Raw genomic sequence first — 19,385 nt, 5'->3', positions numbered from 1 at the left:
TTCCGCACGCGGGAGAGGTGAACGGCCCACGGCGATCGATTCAACCTAAGGCCATTCCGCTTTAGTCAGCCGGGATATACCGGAGTGTGCCTGCTCGACGCGTTGGCTTGCCGGTATCGTTGGTGTGATTGACGCCATCCATGACGGGCACCTCGGCAAAGTCGAATGGGCTTACCCCGTCCAGGCAGGCCACGTTGACGGCATATGATGTCGTGTCAGATCGTCGTTGATGGTGCGTGTATATTCCGCAGCGAGAACAGAAGAAGTGTTGCGCCGATCCGGTATGGAAGCGGTAGGTTGTGAGCGCGTCCTCGCCCTGCAGGAACTTGAACCCACTCATTTCCGCCATGGCAATGACGGCGCCTCGCATCCGGCAGTAAGAGCAAGTGCAGCGGCGGATCGAATTGAAGCCGTCGCTGAGCGTCACCTCGAAGCGCACCGCACCGCAATGGCACTGGCCAGCCCAAACGTTCGTGTCGCTCACCATGTTGTCTGCTTCTCCTGTTCAGATTGATTCCACGGCCACAGCTTGGTTGAGTCCAGACCCTAGCGCAGCTTGAGCTTCTCCGCAGGCACCGTCATCGCGGCAACGCCGGCCATCACCAGCAGCAGGCCCAGCGCCAAATTCGACGGCACGCTCTCGCCGAGCAGCAGCACGGAGAGGCCGACGCCGATCGGGATGCGCAAATAGCCTTGCGCGTTCGTCGTCAGCGTGCCGAGCCGGCCGAGGCAGACGTAGAACAGCATCAAGCCGAGCGCGCTGGAGACGATGCCCATGACGATGGTGGCGACGAACGCGGTCGGCGTCGGGTGCAGTGTCCAGGGCTGGTCGATCAGCAGCGAGGGCGGCAGCAGGATGATGCCGCCGAACAGCAGCGAACCGGCCGCCACCACCATCGGGTCGTAGTCCGACAGCCTGAGGCCGAAGATCGTCGCGCAGGCAAAGGAGATGGTGGCGAGCAGGATCGCGATCTCCGCCACGATCTCGCTGCCGAAGCCGCGCAGCGCATCGAGGCCGACGATGACGGTGGTCCCGGCAAGTCCGAGGATCGCGCCGGCGAGCTTGAGCAGCGTTGCCGGCTCGTGTCGCGTGATCAGCGAGGTGATCAGGAAGGCGAAGATCGGCGTCGTCGAGGCCAGCACCACCGTGTTCGAGGCCGGCACATATTGCTGCGACCAGGTGATGATCAGGAACGGGAAGGTCGAGTTGATCAATTGCTGGGTTGCGAACAACTTCCAGGCTTTCGCGTCGGTCGGGATGCTGACCCCGCGCATCCACAGGATCGCGAACAGGAAAGCGGCCGCGATCAGCGAGCGCGCCGAGATGAAGGTGATGGGCGGGATCGTGTCCAGCGCCAGCTTCGCCAGCGGATAGGTGGAACTCCAGCAGCAGGCCAGCGCCAGCAGCAGCGCGTAGTCGCGCCAGCTGCGCGCGCCGGTGGCGGGCATGGACGGCAACGGCTTTGATGCGGACGCCGCCGCGCGACCCGCCTCCGATGTGCTCTGCGGCACCTTGTTTCTGCTCCCCGGCGCAAAAGCGCTCGGCCAAGTGTGGGCGAGGGGGCGCAAGAATGGAAGCTGCCGAGCTATGCGTTTGGCTGCGGTGCCGGTTTCCGCTTCACCCGCTTGATCGTGCCGGAGAAGGTGAACAGCGGCCGTCCGCCGGAGGTCAGCCTGCCGCGCAGGAAGATCAGCGAGCCGCCGGCCCGAGACACTTCGCCGACGCATTCGACCAACTCGCCCTCGCGGGCGGCGTCGAGAAAATCGCAGGCGAAGTTGGTCGTCACCGCCGGCCCATCCAGCTCGTGGGTGGCGATTGCGAACAGGCAATAGTCGGCAAACGCCATGAAGCAGCCGCCGTGGACGTTCCCGGAGCCGTTGAGGTGCTTTTTCTCGACCCGGAAGGCGCTGCGGACACTGCCGTCAGCCTCGATCCGGTGCCAGAAGGGGCCGACATGGGACTCGAAACTGTCCCGAATCCAGGTCCGCCAGCCCTGAAATTCACCCTCCGTGGCGACGTGGAGGTCAGGACGGCGCGGCGGGGGTGATTTGGTCAGTTCGTGCAAGGGAAACAGGCCTTCAATTGCGGGTCTTGAACCCTTAAATCCGATCTGTCCGCGCCGTGCAATTCCTGTTCCCGCGGAGCGCCCGGCGCAAAACGTGGGACAGCGGGAAAATGCGCCATAAAGGGCTTTTCCAAGCCGCCTGATGTTCCTAAGAACGGCCAACCGCCGCCGAAAGCCCCGAATCCATGAAGAATGAACCCAAGATCACCCCCGAACTGGTTGCCGCCCACGGGCTCAAGCCCGACGAATATGAGCGCATCCTGAAGCTGATCGGGCGGGAGCCGACCTTCACCGAGCTCGGCATCTTCTCGGCGATGTGGAACGAGCATTGCTCGTACAAGTCCTCGCGCATCCATCTGCGCGGCTTGCCGACCAAGGCGCCCTGGGTGATCCAGGGCCCCGGCGAGAACGCCGGCGTGATCGACATCGGCGACGGACAGGCCGTGGTCTTCAAGATGGAGAGCCACAACCACCCGAGCTATATCGAGCCGTATCAGGGCGCGACCACCGGCGTCGGCGGCATCCTGCGTGACGTCTTCACCATGGGCGCGCGCCCGATCGCCTGCCTCAATGCGCTCAGCTTCGGTGCGCCCGAGCACCCGAAGACGAGGCATCTCGTTTCCGGCGTCGTGGCGGGGGTCGGCGGCTACGGCAATTCCTTCGGCGTGCCGACGGTCGGCGGGCAGGTGCGCTTCCACACCCGCTATGACGGCAACATCCTGGTCAACGCGATGGCGGTCGGCCTCGCCGATGCCGACAAGATCTTCTATGCGGCTGCCTCCGGCGTGAACATGCCGATCGTCTATCTGGGCTCCAAGACCGGCCGCGACGGCATCCACGGCGCCTCGATGGCGTCGGCCGAATTCGACGACAAGTCCGAGGAGAAGCGCCCGACCGTGCAGGTCGGCGATCCCTTCGCCGAGAAGCTGCTGCTGGAAGCCTGCCTCGAGATCATGGAGAAGGGCTGCGTCATCGCGATCCAGGACATGGGCGCGGCGGGCCTGACCTGCTCGGCGGTGGAGATGGGCGCCAAGGGCGATCTCGGCGTCGACCTCGACCTCGATGCGGTGCCGACCCGCGAGACCGGCATGAGCGCCTACGAGATGATGCTCTCGGAGAGCCAGGAGCGCATGCTCATGGTGCTCAAGCCCGAGAAGGAGAAGGAAGCCGAGGCGATCTTCAGGAAATGGGGCCTCGACTTCGCCGTCGTCGGCTACACAACGCCGAGCAAGCGTTTCGTGGTCAAGCATGGCGGCGACGTGATGGCCGATCTGCCGATCAAGGAGCTCGGCGACGAGGCGCCGCTCTATGACCGCCCGCACGTCCCCTCCGCCGGGCTGCCGGTCGTGCACGCCCGCGACGTGCCGGCGCCGATGGGCCTCGGTGCCGCGCTGGAGAAGCTGATCGGCACGCCCGACATGTGCAGCAAGCGCTGGGTCTGGGAGCAGTACGACCACGTCATCCTCGGCAACACCATGCAGCGCCCCGGCGGCGATGCCGCCGTGGTGCGCGTGCAGGACGGGCCGAAGGGCCTGGCGCTGACCGTCGACGTCACGCCGCGCTATTGCGAGGCCGATCCGTTCGAGGGCGGCAAGCAGGCCGTCGCCGAAGCCTGGCGCAACATCACCGCGGTCGGCGGCAAGCCGCTTGCGATCACCGACAATCTCAACTTCGGCAATCCTGAAAGGCCCGAGATCATGGGCCAGTTCGTCGGCTGCCTGAAGGGCATCTCGGAAGCCTGCCGCACGCTCGACTTCCCGGTCGTCTCCGGCAACGTCTCGCTCTACAACGAGACCAACGGCCGTGCGATTCTGCCGACTCCCTCGATCGGCGGCGTCGGCCTGCTCGACGATTTCACCAAGTCAGCTTCGCTCGCCTTTAAGGCCGAGGGCGAGGCGATCCTGTTGGTCGGCGAGACCCATGGCTGGCTCGGCCAGTCCGTGTACCTGCGCGACATCTGCGGCCGCGAGGAGGGCGCGCCGCCGCCGGTGGATCTCGCCGCCGAGAAGCGCAACGGCGATTGCGTGCGCGGGATGATCCATGCGGGCACCGCGACCGCCGTGCACGACCTCTCCGACGGCGGCCTCCTGATCGCGCTGGCCGAGATGGCGATGGCGGGCGGGATCGGCGCCAAGCTCTTGGCGGCGCCGACCGCGCTGGTGCCGCACGCCTATTGGTTCGGCGAGGACCAGGCGCGCTACCTCGTCACGGTGCCCGAAACCGAAGCCGGTCGCGTTCTCGCCAAGATGCGCGGCTGCGAGGTGCCCTGTGTGCGGATTGGGACCACCGGCGGCGATGCCATCGCGATCGCCGGCGAGGCGCCGGTGTCGATCGACAGCTTGCGGGCATCGTTCGAGCGGTGGCTACCGGAATATATGGGCGGCAAGGCGGCGTAAGGCGCTGCGACACACGCTGTCATTGCGAGCCAACGGGTCCGCGCGCGCGGCCCGATGACAGGCTCCGCGAAGCAATCCAGAATCTTACTGCTGAGACAGTCGGGATTGCTTCGCCGCAAGGGCTCCTTGCAATGACGAACGAGGAGGCCTGGCCTCACAACACGCGTGACGCGCCCGGGATCTGCCGCAACGCTCGCGTCAGTGCCCAGCTCGCCGCGACAGTCAGTACGAACCCGATCGTTGCCTTGACGATCGCCGGCAGGTCATAGTCGAACAGCCAGTATTGCAGCCACAATGCGATCGGATAGTGCACCAGGAACATGCCGAACGCGTCGCCCTGCATTGGATCGAGCAGCCTGGCCGGGCCTGATTGCTTGAATCTCTGAAAGAAGGCCAGGATCAGAAACATGATGGCCACGCTGAAGATAGTGAAGCAGATGGCATAGAGCGCTTCATACCAGTCCGGCAACGGCGACGGGTTGCCCAATATTTCGCGCTTGATGAAGATCAGCCCCCACAAGAGGCAATACGGAACGATCGCCAGGACCATCCAGTCCCAGCTGACCTTTGCCATGCGGCCGTCGACAGAGAGCAGCCCGCGATCCATTTGCGCAACGCCGATGCCGGCACCGAAAAAGAAATAGGTCGCATACAGCATCACGCGCCCGTGCTGGACCGAGAACGGCCCGAACTCGAACCAGCTGCTCGGTCCGAAGTGAACCAGCCCGGGAATGTAGAACGCGGCGGTGACCGCCAGCATGACCGCGAAGAACACGGCGGGCCGACGCCGACCATGCAGCGAGAGGCGATTGATCGGATCGAGCAGATTGGGTGACAGCCGGTACAAGAGGCAGGCCATCAGGTCGAAGGCGAACAAGACCCAGAGGAACCAGATCGGCCCGCTCGGCCACGGGCCCTTCGTGACCATATTCCACCAGAATTCCGAAAAGCCGATCTCGGGATGCTGCCGCAGGGAGATCGCATAGTAGGCGAGCGGAATGACGGTAAGAGCGCAGATCGCGAAGGGTAAGCCAAGCCGAAGCAAGCGATCTGCCAAATAGCTCCGCACTCCCTTCCGGGCGATGCCAGACCAGACGAACAGTCCCGACAGGAAGAAGAACATCGCCATGAAGAAACTGTCGGTGGCGAGCACGATCATGTCGAAGCCGAAGAAATATTTCGGATCGGTATGACCGAAATAGGTATAGGGGAGCACCGCGTGATGCAGCAGCACCACGAGGGTCAGGAAGGTGCGGGCGCGATCGATCGCCATATTGCGCACCTTGCTCGTGGGCGCGGCATGCACGTCCGCGCCGATCGTCGCTGAATGTGACATCGTCATCATGGCCGCCCCACACTTTCTGTCTCGGCCGGACTCTGCCGCCGGGAACCTGATTCAGCAAGGGCCCCGGACTACCTCTAGGAACCAGTTCCGCGCAACGACGTTGGCATCCGCCGGAGGGCGAGGGCCGCACGAAAACGGCAGTTTGGAGCTGGCCATGACGATCCTGAAATGGGCGCTGATCTTCCTGCTTGTCTCGATCGTGGCCGGCGTGCTCGGCTTCACCGACATTTCGGCCGCCTCCGCCGATATTGCCCGCTTCCTGTTCTACGTCTTTGTCGTGATCTTCCTCGTCCTGCTGATACTGGGCCTCACGATCTTCAGGGCTTAGCGGGGCCGCCGCCCAACACGCTCAGTCGTGACAGCGGCCTTGACCCGGGCATCCATCGATTGCGTCCAAGGAGGCCGGGAAGAAGCCCCGGCCATGACGGCGGCATACGGAGCGCGCTACCCCACTTCTTCGATCTTAACCTTGTCCGGATAGAAGGCGAGATGGCCGGCAATCTCGGTCATTGCGGGGAAGGGCGTCTCATAGGTCCAGATTGCGTTGTCCAGCATCTTGCCGTCGGCCTTGACGCTGAAATAGCTCGCGTCCCCCTTGTACGGGCAGTGCGTGACACGATCGGTGCGCTCCAGCAGGGCCATGTTGGTGTCCTCTCGTGGCACATACTGCACCGCCGGATATTTGGCCTCCTTCAGGGTCAGCGCCTTGCGGGTCTCGGCGATGACGATGTCGCCTGCGGTCACCCGGACGCGCCGGGGATTTGGGGTGATGGTGATGGGGTGGTCGGGCCCTGGAAGCTTCATGATTTCACGCCTTTTCGATCAATCTGCCGCGCGCGGCACTTTGTCGTGCCTTTATCCTGATGGGATCACGGATATAGTGCCGGAAGGCGTGACGGAGAAGGCCGTTCACGCTAAGTTTGAGCTTGCCGGCGAGGGGACCCCGGCAACGATTCGAACGCTTGGACCAGAAAACGCTTGGACCAGAAGGAGCAAGACCCGAATGCCCATGGACGCCCACGATATCGAGGCGATGATCAAGGCAGCGATCCCCGATGCCGAGGTGACCATCCGTGACCTCGCCGGCGACGGCGACCACTATGCCGCGACCGTGATCTCGGAATCCTTCCGCGGCAAATCGCGCGTCCAGCAGCACCAGATCGTCTACCAGTCCCTGCAGGGCCAGATGGGGGGCGTCCTGCACGCGCTGGCGCTGCAAACCGGCGTGCCCGGCACCTGACCTGATCGTGCCACGGGGGCGATGATGGCTGCGGACAATCCTCGCGGCGCGATGTTTCGCGTTATCGTGCCGAGCCAGCACAGCCGCGTCACCTTTGTCGAGCTGTTCTTCGACCTCGTCTTCGTCTTTGCCGTCACGCAAGTCTCGCACTCGCTGCTGCATCATTTCACGCCGCTCGGCGCGGTGCAGGTCGCGGTGCTGTTTCTCGCGGTGTGGTGGGTGTGGGTCTACACCGCCTGGGTCACCAACTGGCTCAATCCCGAGCTGACGCCGGTCCGCCTCCTGCTCTTTTTTATGATGCTGGGCGGCCTCGTGCTGTCGACGACGATCCCGACCGCGTTCGAGGGGCGCGGCCTGTGGTTCGCGATTGCCTACGCGACCATGCAGGTCGGACGGACCGCATTCTGGCTGCTCGCAACGCCGCGGCATCGAACGGCCGTGCGGCACAACGCGATCCGCATCCTGACCTGGTTGTCGATCTCCGCGGTCCTGTGGATCGCAGGCGGCCTGTCCGAGGGAGACACGCGGCTATGGCTGTGGATCGCGGCGGTGGCCTGGGAATACATCTCGCCGGCGGCACGCTTCTGGGTCCCGAAGCTCGGGTTTTCCTCGATCGAGGCGTGGGCCGTCGAAGGCGGCCACATGGCCGAGCGCTGCGCGCTGTTCGTCATCATCGCGCTCGGCGAAGCCATTGTCGTCAACGGCGCCACCTTTGCCGAGCTCGAGTGGACCGCGAACAACATCCTGGCCTTCGTCTCGGCGCTGGTCGGCGCCATCGCGATGTGGTGGATCTATTTTCACAAGGGTGCGGAGGCCGGAGCCGAGCGCATCTCGAAGTCCGCCGAATCCGGCCGCCTGGCCCGGCTCGCCTACACCTATCTGCACACGCCGATCGTGGCGGGCATCATCCTGACCGCGGTCTCGGACGAGCTGGTGCTGAAGCACCCGACCGGCCATTCCGACACCCGCACCATCGTGAGCACGGTCGGCGGGCCCCTGGTGTTCCTGGTCGGCACCATCCTTTTCAAGTACGCGATCCGCGGCTTCCTCCAGCTCTCGCACGGGATCGGCATCACCCTGCTGCTGGTGCTGTGGTGGTTCGCAGCCGACCTCTCGCCGCTCTGGCTGTCGGTCGCCACCACGATGATCATGATCGTCGTGGCGGTGTGGGAGTCGGTGTCGCTGGGATCCGAGCCGGAAGAAGCGGCGGAGCATTGAGCCCCGGCGCTACTCCGCCACCTCGAGCGCGTGCACCGAGAACATGTTCGCCGCGTCCGTCCAGCTCTCGCGGACGCGCCAGCCCGCGCCCTGCGCCAGCGCGGCGAAACGCTCGATGCTGTATTTGTAGCTGTTCTCGGTGTGGATGCTCTCGCCCGGGCGGAACGAGAAGCTGGTGCCGAGCAGCCGCACAGTCTGGCTCTTCTTGCTGATCAGGTGCATCTCGATCCGGTGCCGCTCGCGATTGTAGATCGCGCGATGGGTGAAGGCGGAGAGATCGAAATTGCCGCCGAGCTCGCGATTGATGCGCACCAGCACATTCAGGTTGAAGCGCGCGGTGACGCCGGCGGCATCGTTGTAGGCGTCAAAGAGGATCCGCTCGTCCTTTTCGAGATCGGCGCCGATGATCATCTGCGCGCCCTTGCCGAGAATCTTGCGGGCGCTCCTCAGGAAGGCCTGAGCCTCTTGCGGCTCGAAATTGCCGATGGTCGAACCGGGGAAGAATCCGACCTTCGGCATGGATGCGACCGCTGCCGGCAGCTCGAACGGCGTGGTGAAGTCGGCGGCGACCGGATAGATGCCGAGCGTCGGGAAGTCCCGCTTCAGCCCGTTCGCCTGCGCCTTCAGGAAGTCGCCGGAGATATCGACGGGGACATAGGCCGCGAACCTGCAATGATCGAGCAGCAGGCGCACCTTCGTGGTCGCGCCGGCGCCGAACTCGACGAGGGCCGCGTGCTCCGGAATGATGTTTGCGATCTCGCCCCCGCGCTCTCTCAGGATCGCAAGCTCTGTGCGCGTCGGATAATATTCCGGCAGGCGTGTGATCGCCTCGAACAGCTCCGATCCCGTCGCGTCATAAAAGTATTTCGGCGACAGCTTTTTCGGTTGCTGCGAGAGGTCCTCGATGGCCTCGCGGGCAAAGGAGGTGGTCTGCTCGTCGGGAAGATGGGCCTCGGCCAACGCGCTGGCGTGCACATTCATGATACTCTCCTGAACGCGCTGTCCGGCGCGCATTGATCGTCGGATGAACCTGAAGCGCGATGAGACCGCGCTTCAGGCTGTCGTTTGAGCATGAGCTTTTCGGGAAACCGCTGCACACCTCTCCGGATCATGCTCTAGTCGTAGTCGGCGAGCCGCAGTCCGGTGAACTGCCAGCGATGGTGCGGATAGAAGAAGTTGCGATAGGTGATACGGCTGTGGCCTTGCGGAGTTGCAAGCGAAGAACCGCGCAGCACCAGCTGGTTGACCATGAACTTGCCGTTGTACTCGCCGAGCGCGCCTTCGACGGCGCGGTAACCGGGATAGGGTGAATAGGAGCTGCGGGTCCATTGCCAGACGATGCCGAAGGCGTCGTTGAGCTGGCCAGCGCGGGCCGCGACCTCCCATTCCATCTCGGTCGGCAGGTGTTTTCCGGACCAGCGCGCGAAGGCGTCGGCCTCATAGTAGCTGATGTGACAGACGGGCGCGTCCGGATCGACCGGCTTGAGGCCGGCCAGCGTCATCACGTGCCATTGGCCGTCGATCTCGCGCCAATGACCCGGCGCCTGCCAGTCCTCCTTGCTTGCCGCGGCAAAACCGTCCATCAGCCACAGCGTTGCGCTCCGATAGCCGCCGTCGTGCATGAAGGCGAGCCACTCGCCATTGGTGACGAGGTTGCGTGCAATGCTGACGGGCCCAACGAGGGCGCGGTGCGCCGGCTTCTCGTTGTCGAAATGGAAACTGTCGTCGACATGGCCGACGGTGTGGATGCCCTCGTTCAGCGCCAGCCAATCCTCGCCGCCGCGGGTGGAAGCCGGAAAGTGCCAGTCCGGATCGTAGGCCGGCGAGACCGGATTCTGCGCGAAGGCATGCAGGATGTCGGTGAACATCAATTCCTGATGCTGCTGCTCGTGGTTGAGCCCGACCTCGACCAGCGGCGCGATCTCGCGAAGCTTGTCCGCGCCGGCCTCGCGGAAGAATTTGCTGACGGCCGCATCGACGTATTTGCGATAGGCGCCGACCTGATCGGCGCTCGGTCGGGTGATGTCGCCGCGATGATTGCGGGCATGTCGCGGGCCGGCGCTGACGTAATAGGAATTGAACAGGAACGCGAAATCGGGGTGGAAGGGCCGGTAGCCCGCAGCGTGCTCGCCGAGCAGGAATTGCTCCCAGAACCATGTGGTATGGGCCCGGTGCCATTTGGTCGGGCTGGCATCGGGCATGGACTGGATCTGCTGGTCCTCCGGTGACAGCGGTGCTGCCCGCCGTTCGGTCTCATTGCGGACGGCAAGAAACGCTGCCTCCAGCCGCTGGGCGAGGTCGTCCGGATGCGAGGACGGTGACGAAAGCTGGGGGGCGGCCGTAGCTGAGGCTTGTTTCGTCACGTTTTTCTCCAGACAGGACAAGAGAACGTTGTTTGCGCGACCCGGTTCCATAACGAGGGTTCGTCCTAGATAGGGGCTCCGGTACGGTATGAAAGTCCTCTCCGGCGATGATATTGATGTCATCAGCCTATGGACCTGTTGGGCTCTGCACGGCCGCCAGGAGCCTGTCGCCGCCATTTTACTTTGGATGCACAACGGTTTGGGCTACATATATAGGTAGGTATCGGGTTAAATCGGTCGAGCCGGCCCGAAATGACTGGTGAGGGCTCGGCCCAGAAGGACATGGATATGAGCATCGAGGAATTCATCGCCAACGAAGTGAAGTCGAACGACGTGGTCCTGTTCATGAAGGGCACGCCGCAATTTCCGCAGTGCGGATTCTCCGGCCAGGTCGTCCAGATCCTCGATCATCTCGGCGTCGGCTATAAGGGCCTCAACGTCCTCGAATCCGCCGAACTGCGCAACGGCATCAAGACCTTCTCCAACTGGCCGACCATTCCGCAGCTCTACGTGAAGGGCGAGTTCGTCGGCGGCTGCGACATCGTCCGCGAGATGTTCCAGGCCGGCGAATTGCAGCAGCTCTTCTCCGAAAAGGGCGTCGTCGTCGCGGCCTGATACGTGACCGTGCTGACGCGCCGGATCGGCGGCGCCAGGCTTGAGGTCATCGTTGCCGACATCACGACACTCTGCGTTGACGCCATCGTCAACGCCGCCAACACGTCGCTCCTTAGCGGGGGCGGCGTGGACGGTGCGATCCATCGGGCGGCCGGGCCCGAGCTCGTCGCCGAATGCCGCATGCTCCACGGCTGCAAGACGGGTGAGGCGAAGATCACCAGGGGTTATCGGCTCAGGGCCGCACATGTGATCCACACCGTCGGTCCGGTGTGGAATGGCGGCACGCTCGGCGAGGACGATCTGCTCGCCTCCTGTTATCGCCGATCGATGGAGCTGTGCGGTCGGCACGAGCTGACCTCGGTGGCATTCCCCGCGATTTCGACCGGCATTTTCCGCTTTCCTGCCGACCGGGCGGCCGATATCGCCGTGCGCACGACGATCGAAGCGCTCGCCGCTGCGCCGTCCGTTGCTCACGTGGTGTTCTGCTGCTTCGCCGAGCCTGGCGCCGAACGTCATGCCGAGGCGCTTGCGCGACACGGCGGCCCCAACGATATCGGCGGTGCTGTTTCGTGATCGATCCGAGGCAGGAAAAGTTCCTCGTCCTCCTGAAGCAGATCCCGACCGAGTGCGAGCGCGTGCAGCAAACATTGAAGCAGTCGGTTCAAGCCATGGAGAAATGACATGCGTGGACGCAGCGCGTTCATCGCGGGGCTCGTTCTTCTCGTTGCCGTCGTCGGTGCGAAGGCCGGCGCCGAGGGACGCGCTGCCCGCACTCTCTCCGCGGAAGGGCTGGCGAAGGTTTCCGACTACATCCGGAACGAGGTTGCCACCGGCAAGATCCCCGGCGCCATCCTGCTGCTCCAGCAACACGGCAAGCCCGTCTACTACGAGAATTTCGGCGTTCGCGATGTCGGCACCCGGATATCGATGAGCGCGGATACGATCTTCCGCCTCTATTCGATGTCGAAGCCGATCACATCCGTCGTGGCGATGATGCTGGTCGAGGAAGGCAGGCTTTCGCTCGACGATCCCGTGTCCAAATACATTCCGGCCTTTGCCTGCATGAAGGTGGGCATCGAAAGGAAAGCAGCGGACGGCAAGGTTTCTCTGATGCTGGAGCCGCAGCAGCGTCCGATCACGATCAAGGACCTCTTGCGCCACACCGCGGGACTGCCTTACGGCTTTCGTGGCGGTGGACTGGTGCGCGAGGTCCATGCCGCGGCGGACCTCTTCAACAGCGATCTCTCCAATGCCGAGTTCGTCGCGAAGCTCGCCACGCTGCCGCTCGCCGAGCAGCCAGGCACGGTGTGGGATTACGGTTTTGGCACCGACGTGCTCGGCCGCGTGGTCGAAGTGGTCTCGGGCAGGACGCTGCTCCAGTTCGAGAAGGAGCGTCTGCTCGATCCGCTCGGCATGAGCGAGACTGCGTTCTACGTTGCCGATCCCGCCAGGTTTGCACGTATCGCCGAGCCGATGCCGGAGGACCGCAACATCAGCCCGACGACTGCAGTCCGCGACATCAGGCGGTCCGTGAGATGGGAATCGGGCGGCGCCGGCATGGTCGGCACGATCGGCGACTACGCCCGCTTCGCGCAGATGCTGCTGAATGGCGGCACTTACGAGGGCCGTCGCTATCTGAAGCCCGAGACCATTGCGCTGATGGTTTCGGACCACATCGGACCCGAGACGAAGATCGTCCGCGACCAGATGTACTATCCGGGTGGAAGCTCGGGCTTCGGCCTCGGCTTCGCGGTGCGCACCTCGGTGCCTCCGGGCACGTCCTGGCCTACAGGCGAATATCGCTGGGACGGGGTTGCCGGCACGTTCTTCTTCGTCGATCCCGAGGACGATCTGTTCGGAATCTTCATGGCGCAGACCCCGTCGCAGCGCGGCCGGATCCAACTCGAACTGAAGACGCTGATCTATCAGGCGATGGGGCGGTGATCAGGCGCCGCGCACGATCTCGCGCACGTATCCGATCGTCTCCTCGATCTGGCTCGCATTGACGTCGAGATGGGTGCAGGCGCGGATGCGGCCGTCCATCATCGCAAGCGTCACGCCGCGTTGACGGAGCGCGGCGACCATCTTGTCGCCGGGAATGCCAGCGCCGTCCGGCTTGAAGAACACGAGATTGGTCTCGGGCTCCTGGACCTCGATGCCTGAGATCTGCGACAGTCCGCGGGCAAGCGCCCGCGCATTGGCGTGGTCGTCGGCCAGGCGCTCGACGTGATGGTCGAGCGCGTAGATGCAGGCCGCCGCGCAGATCCCGGCCTGCCGCATCGAGCCGCCGAGGCGCTGCTTCCACTGCCACACCGCGTCGATGAAGGCGCGTGAGCCCGCGAGCACGCCGCCGATCGGTGCGCCCAAGCCCTTGGAGAAGTCGATCCAGGCCGAATCCCAGCCCGCGGTCATGTCGCGCGGAGAGATGCCGCTTGCTACGGTGGCGTTGAGCAAGCGCGCGCCGTCCATGTGGGTGACGAGGCCGTGTTGCCTGGCGATCGCGACGATCTCGTCGAGCGCGGTCTTCTTCCAGATCGTGCCGCCGCCGATATTGGCGGTCTGCTCGACGCTGATGACGGTCTGCGGCGGCTGGTAGCGCGTGCGCGGATGCAGCGCCTTGCGAAGAGTCTCCGGCGTGAACTGGCCGCCCTCGCCCTTGAGCTGCGTGACCTGGAAGCCGCCGATCGCCGCATGCGCGCCGCCCTCGCGCGCGATGATGTGCGCGGTCTCATGGGCGAGGATCTCGTCGCCGGGACGGCAATGCACCAGCGTCGCGGTCACGTTGCACATCGTGCCGGAGGGCATGTAGACCGCCGCTTCCTTGCCCAGCAGATCCGCGACGCGCTCGCACAGCGTATTGACGGTCGGATCGTCGCCGACCTGCTCGTCGCCGACCTCCGCCCGCGCCATCGCCTCGCGCATCGCGGCCGTCGGCCTGGTCTGCGTGTCCGAGAGCAGGTTGATTCGGACAGGTGGCGCCTTGGGATCGATCGGGGGAGGGGTGTAGAGCATGACTGGTCTCGTCTAGTCGAACAATTGCGGCCTGATGTCTTGCGCACCGTGGAGAATGGCGCGGATTTCGACGTGGTCGGATTGCACCGTGTAGAAAATCAGATGTGATTGGAAGCGGAAACGCCGATAGCCAGCCGCGAGTTCATCCACCTGTTGGCCAATGAGAGGGAAATCGGCCAGAAGCCCGAAGGACCGGATCAAACCTGCATAGTAAGCCTCAGCCTGATATTTGCCGAACCGGCTCTCGGTGAAGTCGTAGATGTCGATCAAATCGGCTCGGGTACGCTCCGATAACCGGTACTCAGCCATGGCGGCGTTGAGCAACGCGTTGGCGTGCGGCAGCCAGAATGTCGTCCGGCGTGTCCGAGGTGAACTCGTTGCAATCGGGCTGCGCAAACAATGCTTGATATCGGCGGACCTGTTCGTCGCGGGACAGCTTGGCCCACGCCTCAAGCTCCGCCTCGCTAGGCGTGGCTGATGGGGTGATTTTGGCGAACTGGTCGGTCGTCCGGGACATCGACAGCACGTTACCACAACAAAAAGGCCCCGGATACCGGGGCCTTTGTACGTCGATCTGCCGAAATTATCAGCGCGAATAGAATTCGACCACCAGATGCGGCTCCATCTGCACCGGGAACGGCACGTCGGAGAGGTTGGGGATGCGCGTGTACTTCGCGGTCATCTTGCCGTGGTCGACTTCGAGATAGTCGGGCACGTCGCGCTCCGGGAGCTGGCTGGCTTCGAGGACGTGGGCGAGCTGCTTGGAGGCTTCCTTGACCTCGACGACGTCGCCGACCTTGAGCTGGTAGCTCGAAATGTTGACCTTGCGGCCGTTCACCTTGACGTGGCCGTGGTTGATGAACTGGCGCGCGGCGAAGATCGTCGAGACGAACTTGGCGCGGTACACCACCGCGTCGAGACGGCGCTCGAGCAGGCCGATCAGGTTCTCGCCGGTGTCACCCTTGAGGCGGCTCGCCTCGACATAGATGCCGTGGAACTGGCGCTCGCTGATGTTGGCGTAATAGCCCTTCAGCTTCTGCTTGGCACGGAGCTGCACGCCGAAGTCGGAGAGCTTGCCCTTGCGGCGCTGGCCGTGCTGGCCGGGGCCATATTCGCGGCGGTTCACGGGGCTCTTCGGGCGGCCCCAGATGTTCTGGCCCATACGGCGATCGATCTTGTACTTCGCCTCACTGCGCTTAGTCATCGCGTCCTCTTCGGTTGCATGGTTTGAGGAAACGCGCCCTCCTGTGTGACGGGCCTGGCCCGGCACCGACAGGTCCGATCCCCAAAGCTTAAGGGATTTGACCACGGGTCGCGAAACGCTTCGCGGGCCGAAATCGGCCCGCGAGCAGGCGGCTTTTAGGGGAGTTTGGGGCTGGCTGTCAATTCTTTAGCGGTCATTCCCGGGCGGTACGCAGCGCTGGGATGGCCGCCGCGCGTTCAGGTCCCGACCGCCCGGATCGGCTTAGAACCGGCCGCCCGCAATTCGGCAGCGATTTCAGTGTTCAGGACCTGCTCCAGCCGGCTCAGGACCCGGGCAATGGGGGCGGCGTCGGTGACCCGGTGGTCCCAACGGATCACGACATGGATGGTCTGGTCGGTCTCGACAAGCCCATAGCTGATGATAAAGGGGCCCGGCGTGATGGGGTGGAGCTCGCCGCCGCCATAGGCGGCTACCGAGCTCACCGCGAAGCTGCCGAACCAGTTGCCGCGCTGGCGGCCGAAATTCAGGCCGATGGCCCATGACAGCCGCCGGAGCGGCAACGGCAGCCGGGTCGCCCGCATGATCTTGCGGAACATCGGGACGTCCTCAACTGGGGCCGTCTTGCCGCGTCGGATCTCGGCATCGATCGCCGCCAGCGACAGGGCCTCCGGGGCCGCGATTCGCTGCGGCATCACGCATTCCTCGCCGGCCTCGACCCGGGCGATCGCCACCAGCGCCACGCTCTTCGGCAGCTCATAGAGGGTCGGCCAAGGCCATTTGGCGTAGACGGTGCGCAGGATCGGCTCGTCTCGGGCAACCAGGGCGAAGGCTTTGACGAAGATCGCGGCCCAGCCGGCGGGTGCCGCCGCGCCTGCGCGGGCATCCAGCAGGGGGCGGATATTGAGCGAACGGGAGAGCGAAACGAAGGGCACGCCCATCGAGGCGTGCATGAGGTCGCAGATCAGGCGGCGCCGCAGCGAAATGGTCTTGGGCGTCCCGCGCATCGCTCTATAATTCCTGGGATAAGATTAAAATATGTGCAACCAGCGGGTCGTCCGCTCGTCCCGTGCTCTAGCATGAACCAACCGGCTTGGGACCGTTGGGTTCGCCGCTTTCAGGGCGCCGGTGAAGCCAGCGGTTCGGCCTTGTCGACCGCGCAAATTATTAATATTTTCAATTGCTTGTCGCCAAAGGCAGGGCCTGTTGAGGCAAGGCTGGCCAAGGATTGCGCGAGGAAAGTCGTCTCGAGCATGTTTCCCCTCTGAACTACGGACCCCTAGCAGCGCCGCAGTTCCCGGCAAGGCCGGCCACACGCGTTGCGGCGATTCAGCGCTTGATGCCCTCGAACGCCGCCATGATGCCGCGCTGGAACAGCGACCAGTCGAAGCCCAGCGCGATCGCGCGGTAGCCGCGGTCGATCAGGGCGTTGGCCTGGTCGGCGGTGCGCGCCACGCCCCCGATCGGCACGCCACTTCTGAGGATGCCGGCCTCGGCGCGCGCGATCAGTTCGAGCAACTCCGGATCGTCCATCTGGCCGCGCTTGTTGATGGAGGTGGCGAGATCGCCGGGGCCGATGACGGCGACGTCGATGCCCGGCGTCGCCATGATCTCGTCGATGCGATTGACCGCGTCGACATGCTCGATGGTGATCATGCAGATCATCTCGTCGTCGGCGCTCGCCATGTAGTCCGGCATCGACTGGCCCCAACGGAACGGGGCGTGGAACGGACCCCAGAGCCGGTCGCCGCGTGGCGGGTAGCGCACGCTACGGACCGCTTTCTCAGCCTCCGCACGATTGGTGATCATGGGGAAGTTGATGCCGAAGGCGCCGATGTCCATCGGTGCCTTGGCAAGCCATGGCTCGTTCGCCGCGATCCGCACCAAGGGAGTGCAGGGCGTGCCGGTCGTGGCGGCGATCATCGCATGCGCTTCGGTCAATCCGATCGGGCCGTGTTCGAGATCGACGATGATCCAGTCGAGCGAGCGCGCCATGATCTGCACGGTCTGCACGCTCGGGATCGTCGCGATGGCGCCGAAGGCAGGACGACCCTCGCGCCACATTTGGCGGAGGCGGTTGAGCGGCGTGGACGGGACCGACATGGAAATGGCCTGCGGGAAAGATGACGACGGCGGAGCCTAGCAGCGGCTCGTTGCCGCGCAAAGTCAGGCCAGCGCGCGCCCGCCGAAGAACGGCGTCAGCGTGGCCGACAGGCCGTGCGCGCGGTTTGAGGTGAAGATCATCTCAGCGCCCGACTGCGCGAGTGCGCCGATCCGCGGGCCAAGCAGATCGGAGACGCGGCGGGCGATCGCCGGGGCCGGATCGATCCAGTCGACCGGCCAGGGTGCGAGCCGCCTCAGCCGATCGAGCAGCAGCGGATAATGCGTGCAGGCGAGCACCACCGTGTCGGTGCGCGACGTCGCGTCGGCGGGATCGCCGACGAAGCACGGCGCGAGTTCGGCGGCGAGGGCCTCGTCGCTGACCGGCGCGCCGCGGAGCTCGGCTTCGGCCAGCGACGCAAGCTCGGGCGAGCCGACCAGCGTCACCTCGCAGCCTTGCGCGAAATCGCGGATCAGCGCCTTCGTGTATTCCCGCTTCACCGTTCCCTTGGTCCCGAGCACCGAGACGCGGCGGGTCCTCGACTGCGCGCAGGCCGGCTTGATCGCCGGCACCGTGCCGACGAAGGGCAGGGAATATGCGGCGCGCAAGTGCGACAGGACCAGGGTGGAGGCCGTGTTGCACGCAATGACGACGAGGTCGGGATCATGCGTACCGATCAACTCGCCCATCAGCGGCACCACGCGGGCGATGATCTCAGCCTCGTCATGGTGCCCATAGGGGAAGAAGGCGTCGTCGGCGACATAGACGTAATGGGCACCCGGGCGCGCGGCCACGACCTCACGGAGCACCGTGAGCCCGCCAAGGCCGGAATCGAACACCAGGATGGTTTCAGAATTGGTCACGCCAATACCCTAGCCCGTCATGGTTACCATTCGGTTTTTAGGGCGATTTTGCGGCGGGGCCCCGCAAAGTCCCGGACGGAGGCCGACGTCACGTGGCCCGCGCGGCGGTCATGCGATCCTGTTCGTCGTCGCCGCGCGCTCCGCCGCCAGCTGCTTCTGCAGGCGATCGATGTTTTGCAGGAGGCGCTGGCTGGTCAGCACCAGGAAATAGTAGCCGAACTGCGGGTCCTGGAAGTAGATCTCGAGCAACCGGTCATAGGTGATCGTCAGCACCTGGCCGTCTTCGATGCATTCGACCGTTCCCGTGCGCCGGTTGTCCGGCGTGAGGAAGCCGAGCTCGCCCATCAGCGCTCCGGGCCCGATCTCGACGTTGATCTCCTTGACCAGGAACTTGCCGGTGACCGTGAGGAACATCTCCTTCGCGGGATCGCGCAGCTTGAACAGCGTGTCGCCGCGCCGATATTTGCGCTCGGTCATGAACGGCTTGAGCCATTCGATCGACATGTCGCCCTCGGCCGCATGGCGCGCCTTCCTGACCAGCTTGAGCATCTGCCGCAGGCGCAGGGCGTTGATCGGAAGCAGCAGGAGATACAGGAGGAACGTCGCGACGTTGGCGGAGAGCGCGCCGAAGACGGCGAAGAACCCGCAGCCGATCATGTTGGCGACACGCAGCGGCACCATCGTCCGCATCAAGAGCGTGGCGACGAAGAAGCCGGCGCCCACCGCGGCGAACAGATTGGCCAGCGTGATGTTCTGGACAAAGATCTCCAGCAGCCGGTTGAAGATCGCGTCGTAGGTGACGTTGTTCGGGTCGAGGCCCATCTGGACCAGGATCTTGGCGATCCTGAGGTTATCGGTTGCCGCATCGAGAATGCGGTCGAGGATCGACGAAATGTCTGCGCTGCCGGACGGCATGATCTGGTCCTCGCGTAAGGCCTTCAATCCTGGTCGGCACCCGTATAGCC

General features: G+C 64.4%; 22 protein-coding genes. 7 read left to right on the top strand and 15 right to left on the bottom strand.

Features of this window, described 5'->3' with window-relative positions:
- Nucleotides 1-61: 61 nt before the first annotated feature.
- From FJV43_RS04680 to FJV43_RS04670, 3 genes are all read right to left on the bottom strand, one after another.
- Entirely contained in the window at nt 62-487 is a 426-nt protein-coding gene (locus FJV43_RS04680; RefSeq protein ID WP_239624994.1) for a GFA family protein, read from the bottom strand.
- Nucleotides 488-546: 59 nt separating this feature from the next.
- A complete protein-coding gene (locus tag FJV43_RS04675; RefSeq protein ID WP_239624992.1) occupies nt 547-1,512 on the bottom strand; it encodes a DMT family transporter in 966 nt (321 codons plus the stop codon).
- A gap of 74 nt (nt 1,513-1,586) precedes the next feature.
- Nucleotides 1,587-2,066 carry a PaaI family thioesterase gene (locus FJV43_RS04670; protein ID WP_239624991.1) on the bottom strand — a complete coding sequence of 160 codons (480 nt, stop codon included), beginning with the start codon at nt 2,064-2,066 and terminating at the stop codon, nt 1,587-1,589.
- 185 nt (nt 2,067-2,251) lie between these two features.
- Between FJV43_RS04670 and purL the strand changes: the two genes are divergently transcribed.
- Nucleotides 2,252-4,462: a phosphoribosylformylglycinamidine synthase subunit PurL gene (gene purL, locus FJV43_RS04665; protein ID WP_239624989.1), complete on the top strand. Its 2,211-nt coding sequence runs from the start codon at nt 2,252-2,254 to the stop codon at nt 4,460-4,462.
- Nucleotides 4,463-4,616: 154 nt separating this feature from the next.
- Here the strand turns inward: purL and FJV43_RS04660 are convergent, their stop codons facing one another.
- Nucleotides 4,617-5,807, bottom strand: a complete 1,191-nt coding sequence (locus FJV43_RS04660; RefSeq protein ID WP_239624987.1) for an acyltransferase — start codon at nt 5,805-5,807, stop codon at nt 4,617-4,619.
- Nucleotides 5,808-5,961: 154 nt separating this feature from the next.
- Between FJV43_RS04660 and FJV43_RS04655 the strand changes: the two genes are divergently transcribed.
- Nucleotides 5,962-6,135: a DUF1328 domain-containing protein gene (locus FJV43_RS04655; protein WP_061883064.1), complete on the top strand. Its 174-nt coding sequence runs from the start codon at nt 5,962-5,964 to the stop codon at nt 6,133-6,135.
- Between the two features lie 116 nt (nt 6,136-6,251).
- On the opposite strand, the gene FJV43_RS04650 is transcribed toward FJV43_RS04655, so the two are convergent.
- Nucleotides 6,252-6,611: a DUF427 domain-containing protein gene (locus FJV43_RS04650; protein WP_239624985.1), complete on the bottom strand. Its 360-nt coding sequence runs from the start codon at nt 6,609-6,611 to the stop codon at nt 6,252-6,254.
- A gap of 199 nt (nt 6,612-6,810) precedes the next feature.
- Between FJV43_RS04650 and FJV43_RS04645 the strand changes: the two genes are divergently transcribed.
- Together FJV43_RS04645 and FJV43_RS04640 are read left to right on the top strand one after the other, a co-directional pair.
- Nucleotides 6,811-7,047, top strand: a complete 237-nt coding sequence (locus tag FJV43_RS04645) for a BolA family transcriptional regulator (protein ID WP_008139419.1) — start codon at nt 6,811-6,813, stop codon at nt 7,045-7,047.
- Nucleotides 7,048-7,071: 24 nt separating this feature from the next.
- Entirely contained in the window at nt 7,072-8,265 is a 1,194-nt protein-coding gene (locus FJV43_RS04640) for a low temperature requirement protein A (protein ID WP_239624983.1), read from the top strand.
- Between the two features lie 9 nt (nt 8,266-8,274).
- On the opposite strand, the gene egtD is transcribed toward FJV43_RS04640, so the two are convergent.
- Nucleotides 8,275-9,246 carry an L-histidine N(alpha)-methyltransferase gene (gene egtD / locus FJV43_RS04635; protein ID WP_239624981.1) on the bottom strand — a complete coding sequence of 324 codons (972 nt, stop codon included), beginning with the start codon at nt 9,244-9,246 and terminating at the stop codon, nt 8,275-8,277.
- A gap of 134 nt (nt 9,247-9,380) precedes the next feature.
- The gene (gene egtB / locus FJV43_RS04630) at nt 9,381-10,679 is read right to left on the bottom strand and encodes an ergothioneine biosynthesis protein EgtB (protein ID WP_239624979.1); all 1,299 of its coding nucleotides are present in this window, start codon (nt 10,677-10,679) and stop codon (nt 9,381-9,383) included.
- Between the two features lie 237 nt (nt 10,680-10,916).
- Here egtB and grxD point away from each other — a divergent pair, with 237 nt between their 5' ends.
- The 3 genes from grxD (at nt 10,917) to FJV43_RS04615 (ending at nt 13,187) form a co-directional block, all read left to right on the top strand.
- The gene (gene grxD, locus FJV43_RS04625; RefSeq protein WP_194393118.1) at nt 10,917-11,243 is read left to right on the top strand and encodes a Grx4 family monothiol glutaredoxin; all 327 of its coding nucleotides are present in this window, start codon (nt 10,917-10,919) and stop codon (nt 11,241-11,243) included.
- Nucleotides 11,244-11,246: 3 nt separating this feature from the next.
- Nucleotides 11,247-11,816, top strand: a complete 570-nt coding sequence (locus FJV43_RS04620; protein ID WP_239624977.1) for an O-acetyl-ADP-ribose deacetylase — start codon at nt 11,247-11,249, stop codon at nt 11,814-11,816.
- 108 nt (nt 11,817-11,924) lie between these two features.
- Nucleotides 11,925-13,187, top strand: coding sequence for a serine hydrolase domain-containing protein (locus FJV43_RS04615; protein ID WP_239624975.1), 1,263 nt, complete (start codon nt 11,925-11,927; stop codon nt 13,185-13,187).
- Here FJV43_RS04615 and FJV43_RS04610 read toward each other — a convergent pair whose 3' ends face one another.
- The 8 genes from FJV43_RS04610 to FJV43_RS04575 all read right to left on the bottom strand — a co-directional run bounded on the left by FJV43_RS04610 (nt 13,188) and on the right by FJV43_RS04575 (nt 19,335).
- Nucleotides 13,188-14,255 carry a threonine aldolase family protein gene (locus tag FJV43_RS04610; RefSeq protein ID WP_239624973.1) on the bottom strand — a complete coding sequence of 356 codons (1,068 nt, stop codon included), beginning with the start codon at nt 14,253-14,255 and terminating at the stop codon, nt 13,188-13,190.
- A 12-nt stretch (nt 14,256-14,267) separates the two neighbouring features.
- Nucleotides 14,268-14,525, bottom strand: coding sequence for a type II toxin-antitoxin system RelE/ParE family toxin (locus tag FJV43_RS04605; protein WP_239624971.1), 258 nt, complete (start codon nt 14,523-14,525; stop codon nt 14,268-14,270).
- 31 nt (nt 14,526-14,556) lie between these two features.
- Nucleotides 14,557-14,772 carry a hypothetical protein gene (locus FJV43_RS04600; protein WP_239624969.1) on the bottom strand — a complete coding sequence of 72 codons (216 nt, stop codon included), beginning with the start codon at nt 14,770-14,772 and terminating at the stop codon, nt 14,557-14,559.
- A 69-nt stretch (nt 14,773-14,841) separates the two neighbouring features.
- Nucleotides 14,842-15,459, bottom strand: coding sequence for a 30S ribosomal protein S4 (gene rpsD, locus FJV43_RS04595; RefSeq protein WP_239624967.1), 618 nt, complete (start codon nt 15,457-15,459; stop codon nt 14,842-14,844).
- 236 nt (nt 15,460-15,695) lie between these two features.
- Nucleotides 15,696-16,463 carry an acyltransferase gene (locus FJV43_RS04590; protein WP_239624965.1) on the bottom strand — a complete coding sequence of 256 codons (768 nt, stop codon included), beginning with the start codon at nt 16,461-16,463 and terminating at the stop codon, nt 15,696-15,698.
- Nucleotides 16,464-16,785: 322 nt separating this feature from the next.
- Nucleotides 16,786-17,559 carry an aldolase/citrate lyase family protein gene (locus FJV43_RS04585; RefSeq protein ID WP_239624963.1) on the bottom strand — a complete coding sequence of 258 codons (774 nt, stop codon included), beginning with the start codon at nt 17,557-17,559 and terminating at the stop codon, nt 16,786-16,788.
- Between the two features lie 63 nt (nt 17,560-17,622).
- A complete protein-coding gene (murI, locus tag FJV43_RS04580) occupies nt 17,623-18,420 on the bottom strand; it encodes a glutamate racemase (RefSeq protein ID WP_239624961.1) in 798 nt (265 codons plus the stop codon).
- A gap of 108 nt (nt 18,421-18,528) precedes the next feature.
- A complete protein-coding gene (locus tag FJV43_RS04575; protein WP_239624959.1) occupies nt 18,529-19,335 on the bottom strand; it encodes a cyclic nucleotide-binding domain-containing protein in 807 nt (268 codons plus the stop codon).
- Between the last annotated feature and the right edge of the window lie 50 nt (nt 19,336-19,385).

This window comes from Bradyrhizobium sp. I71 (genome assembly GCF_022354745.1).
GTDB lineage: Bacteria > Pseudomonadota > Alphaproteobacteria > Rhizobiales > Xanthobacteraceae > Bradyrhizobium > Bradyrhizobium liaoningense.
Note: the sequence above shows the minus strand (reverse complement) of the source record. Positions and strands in the feature narration are given on the sequence as shown.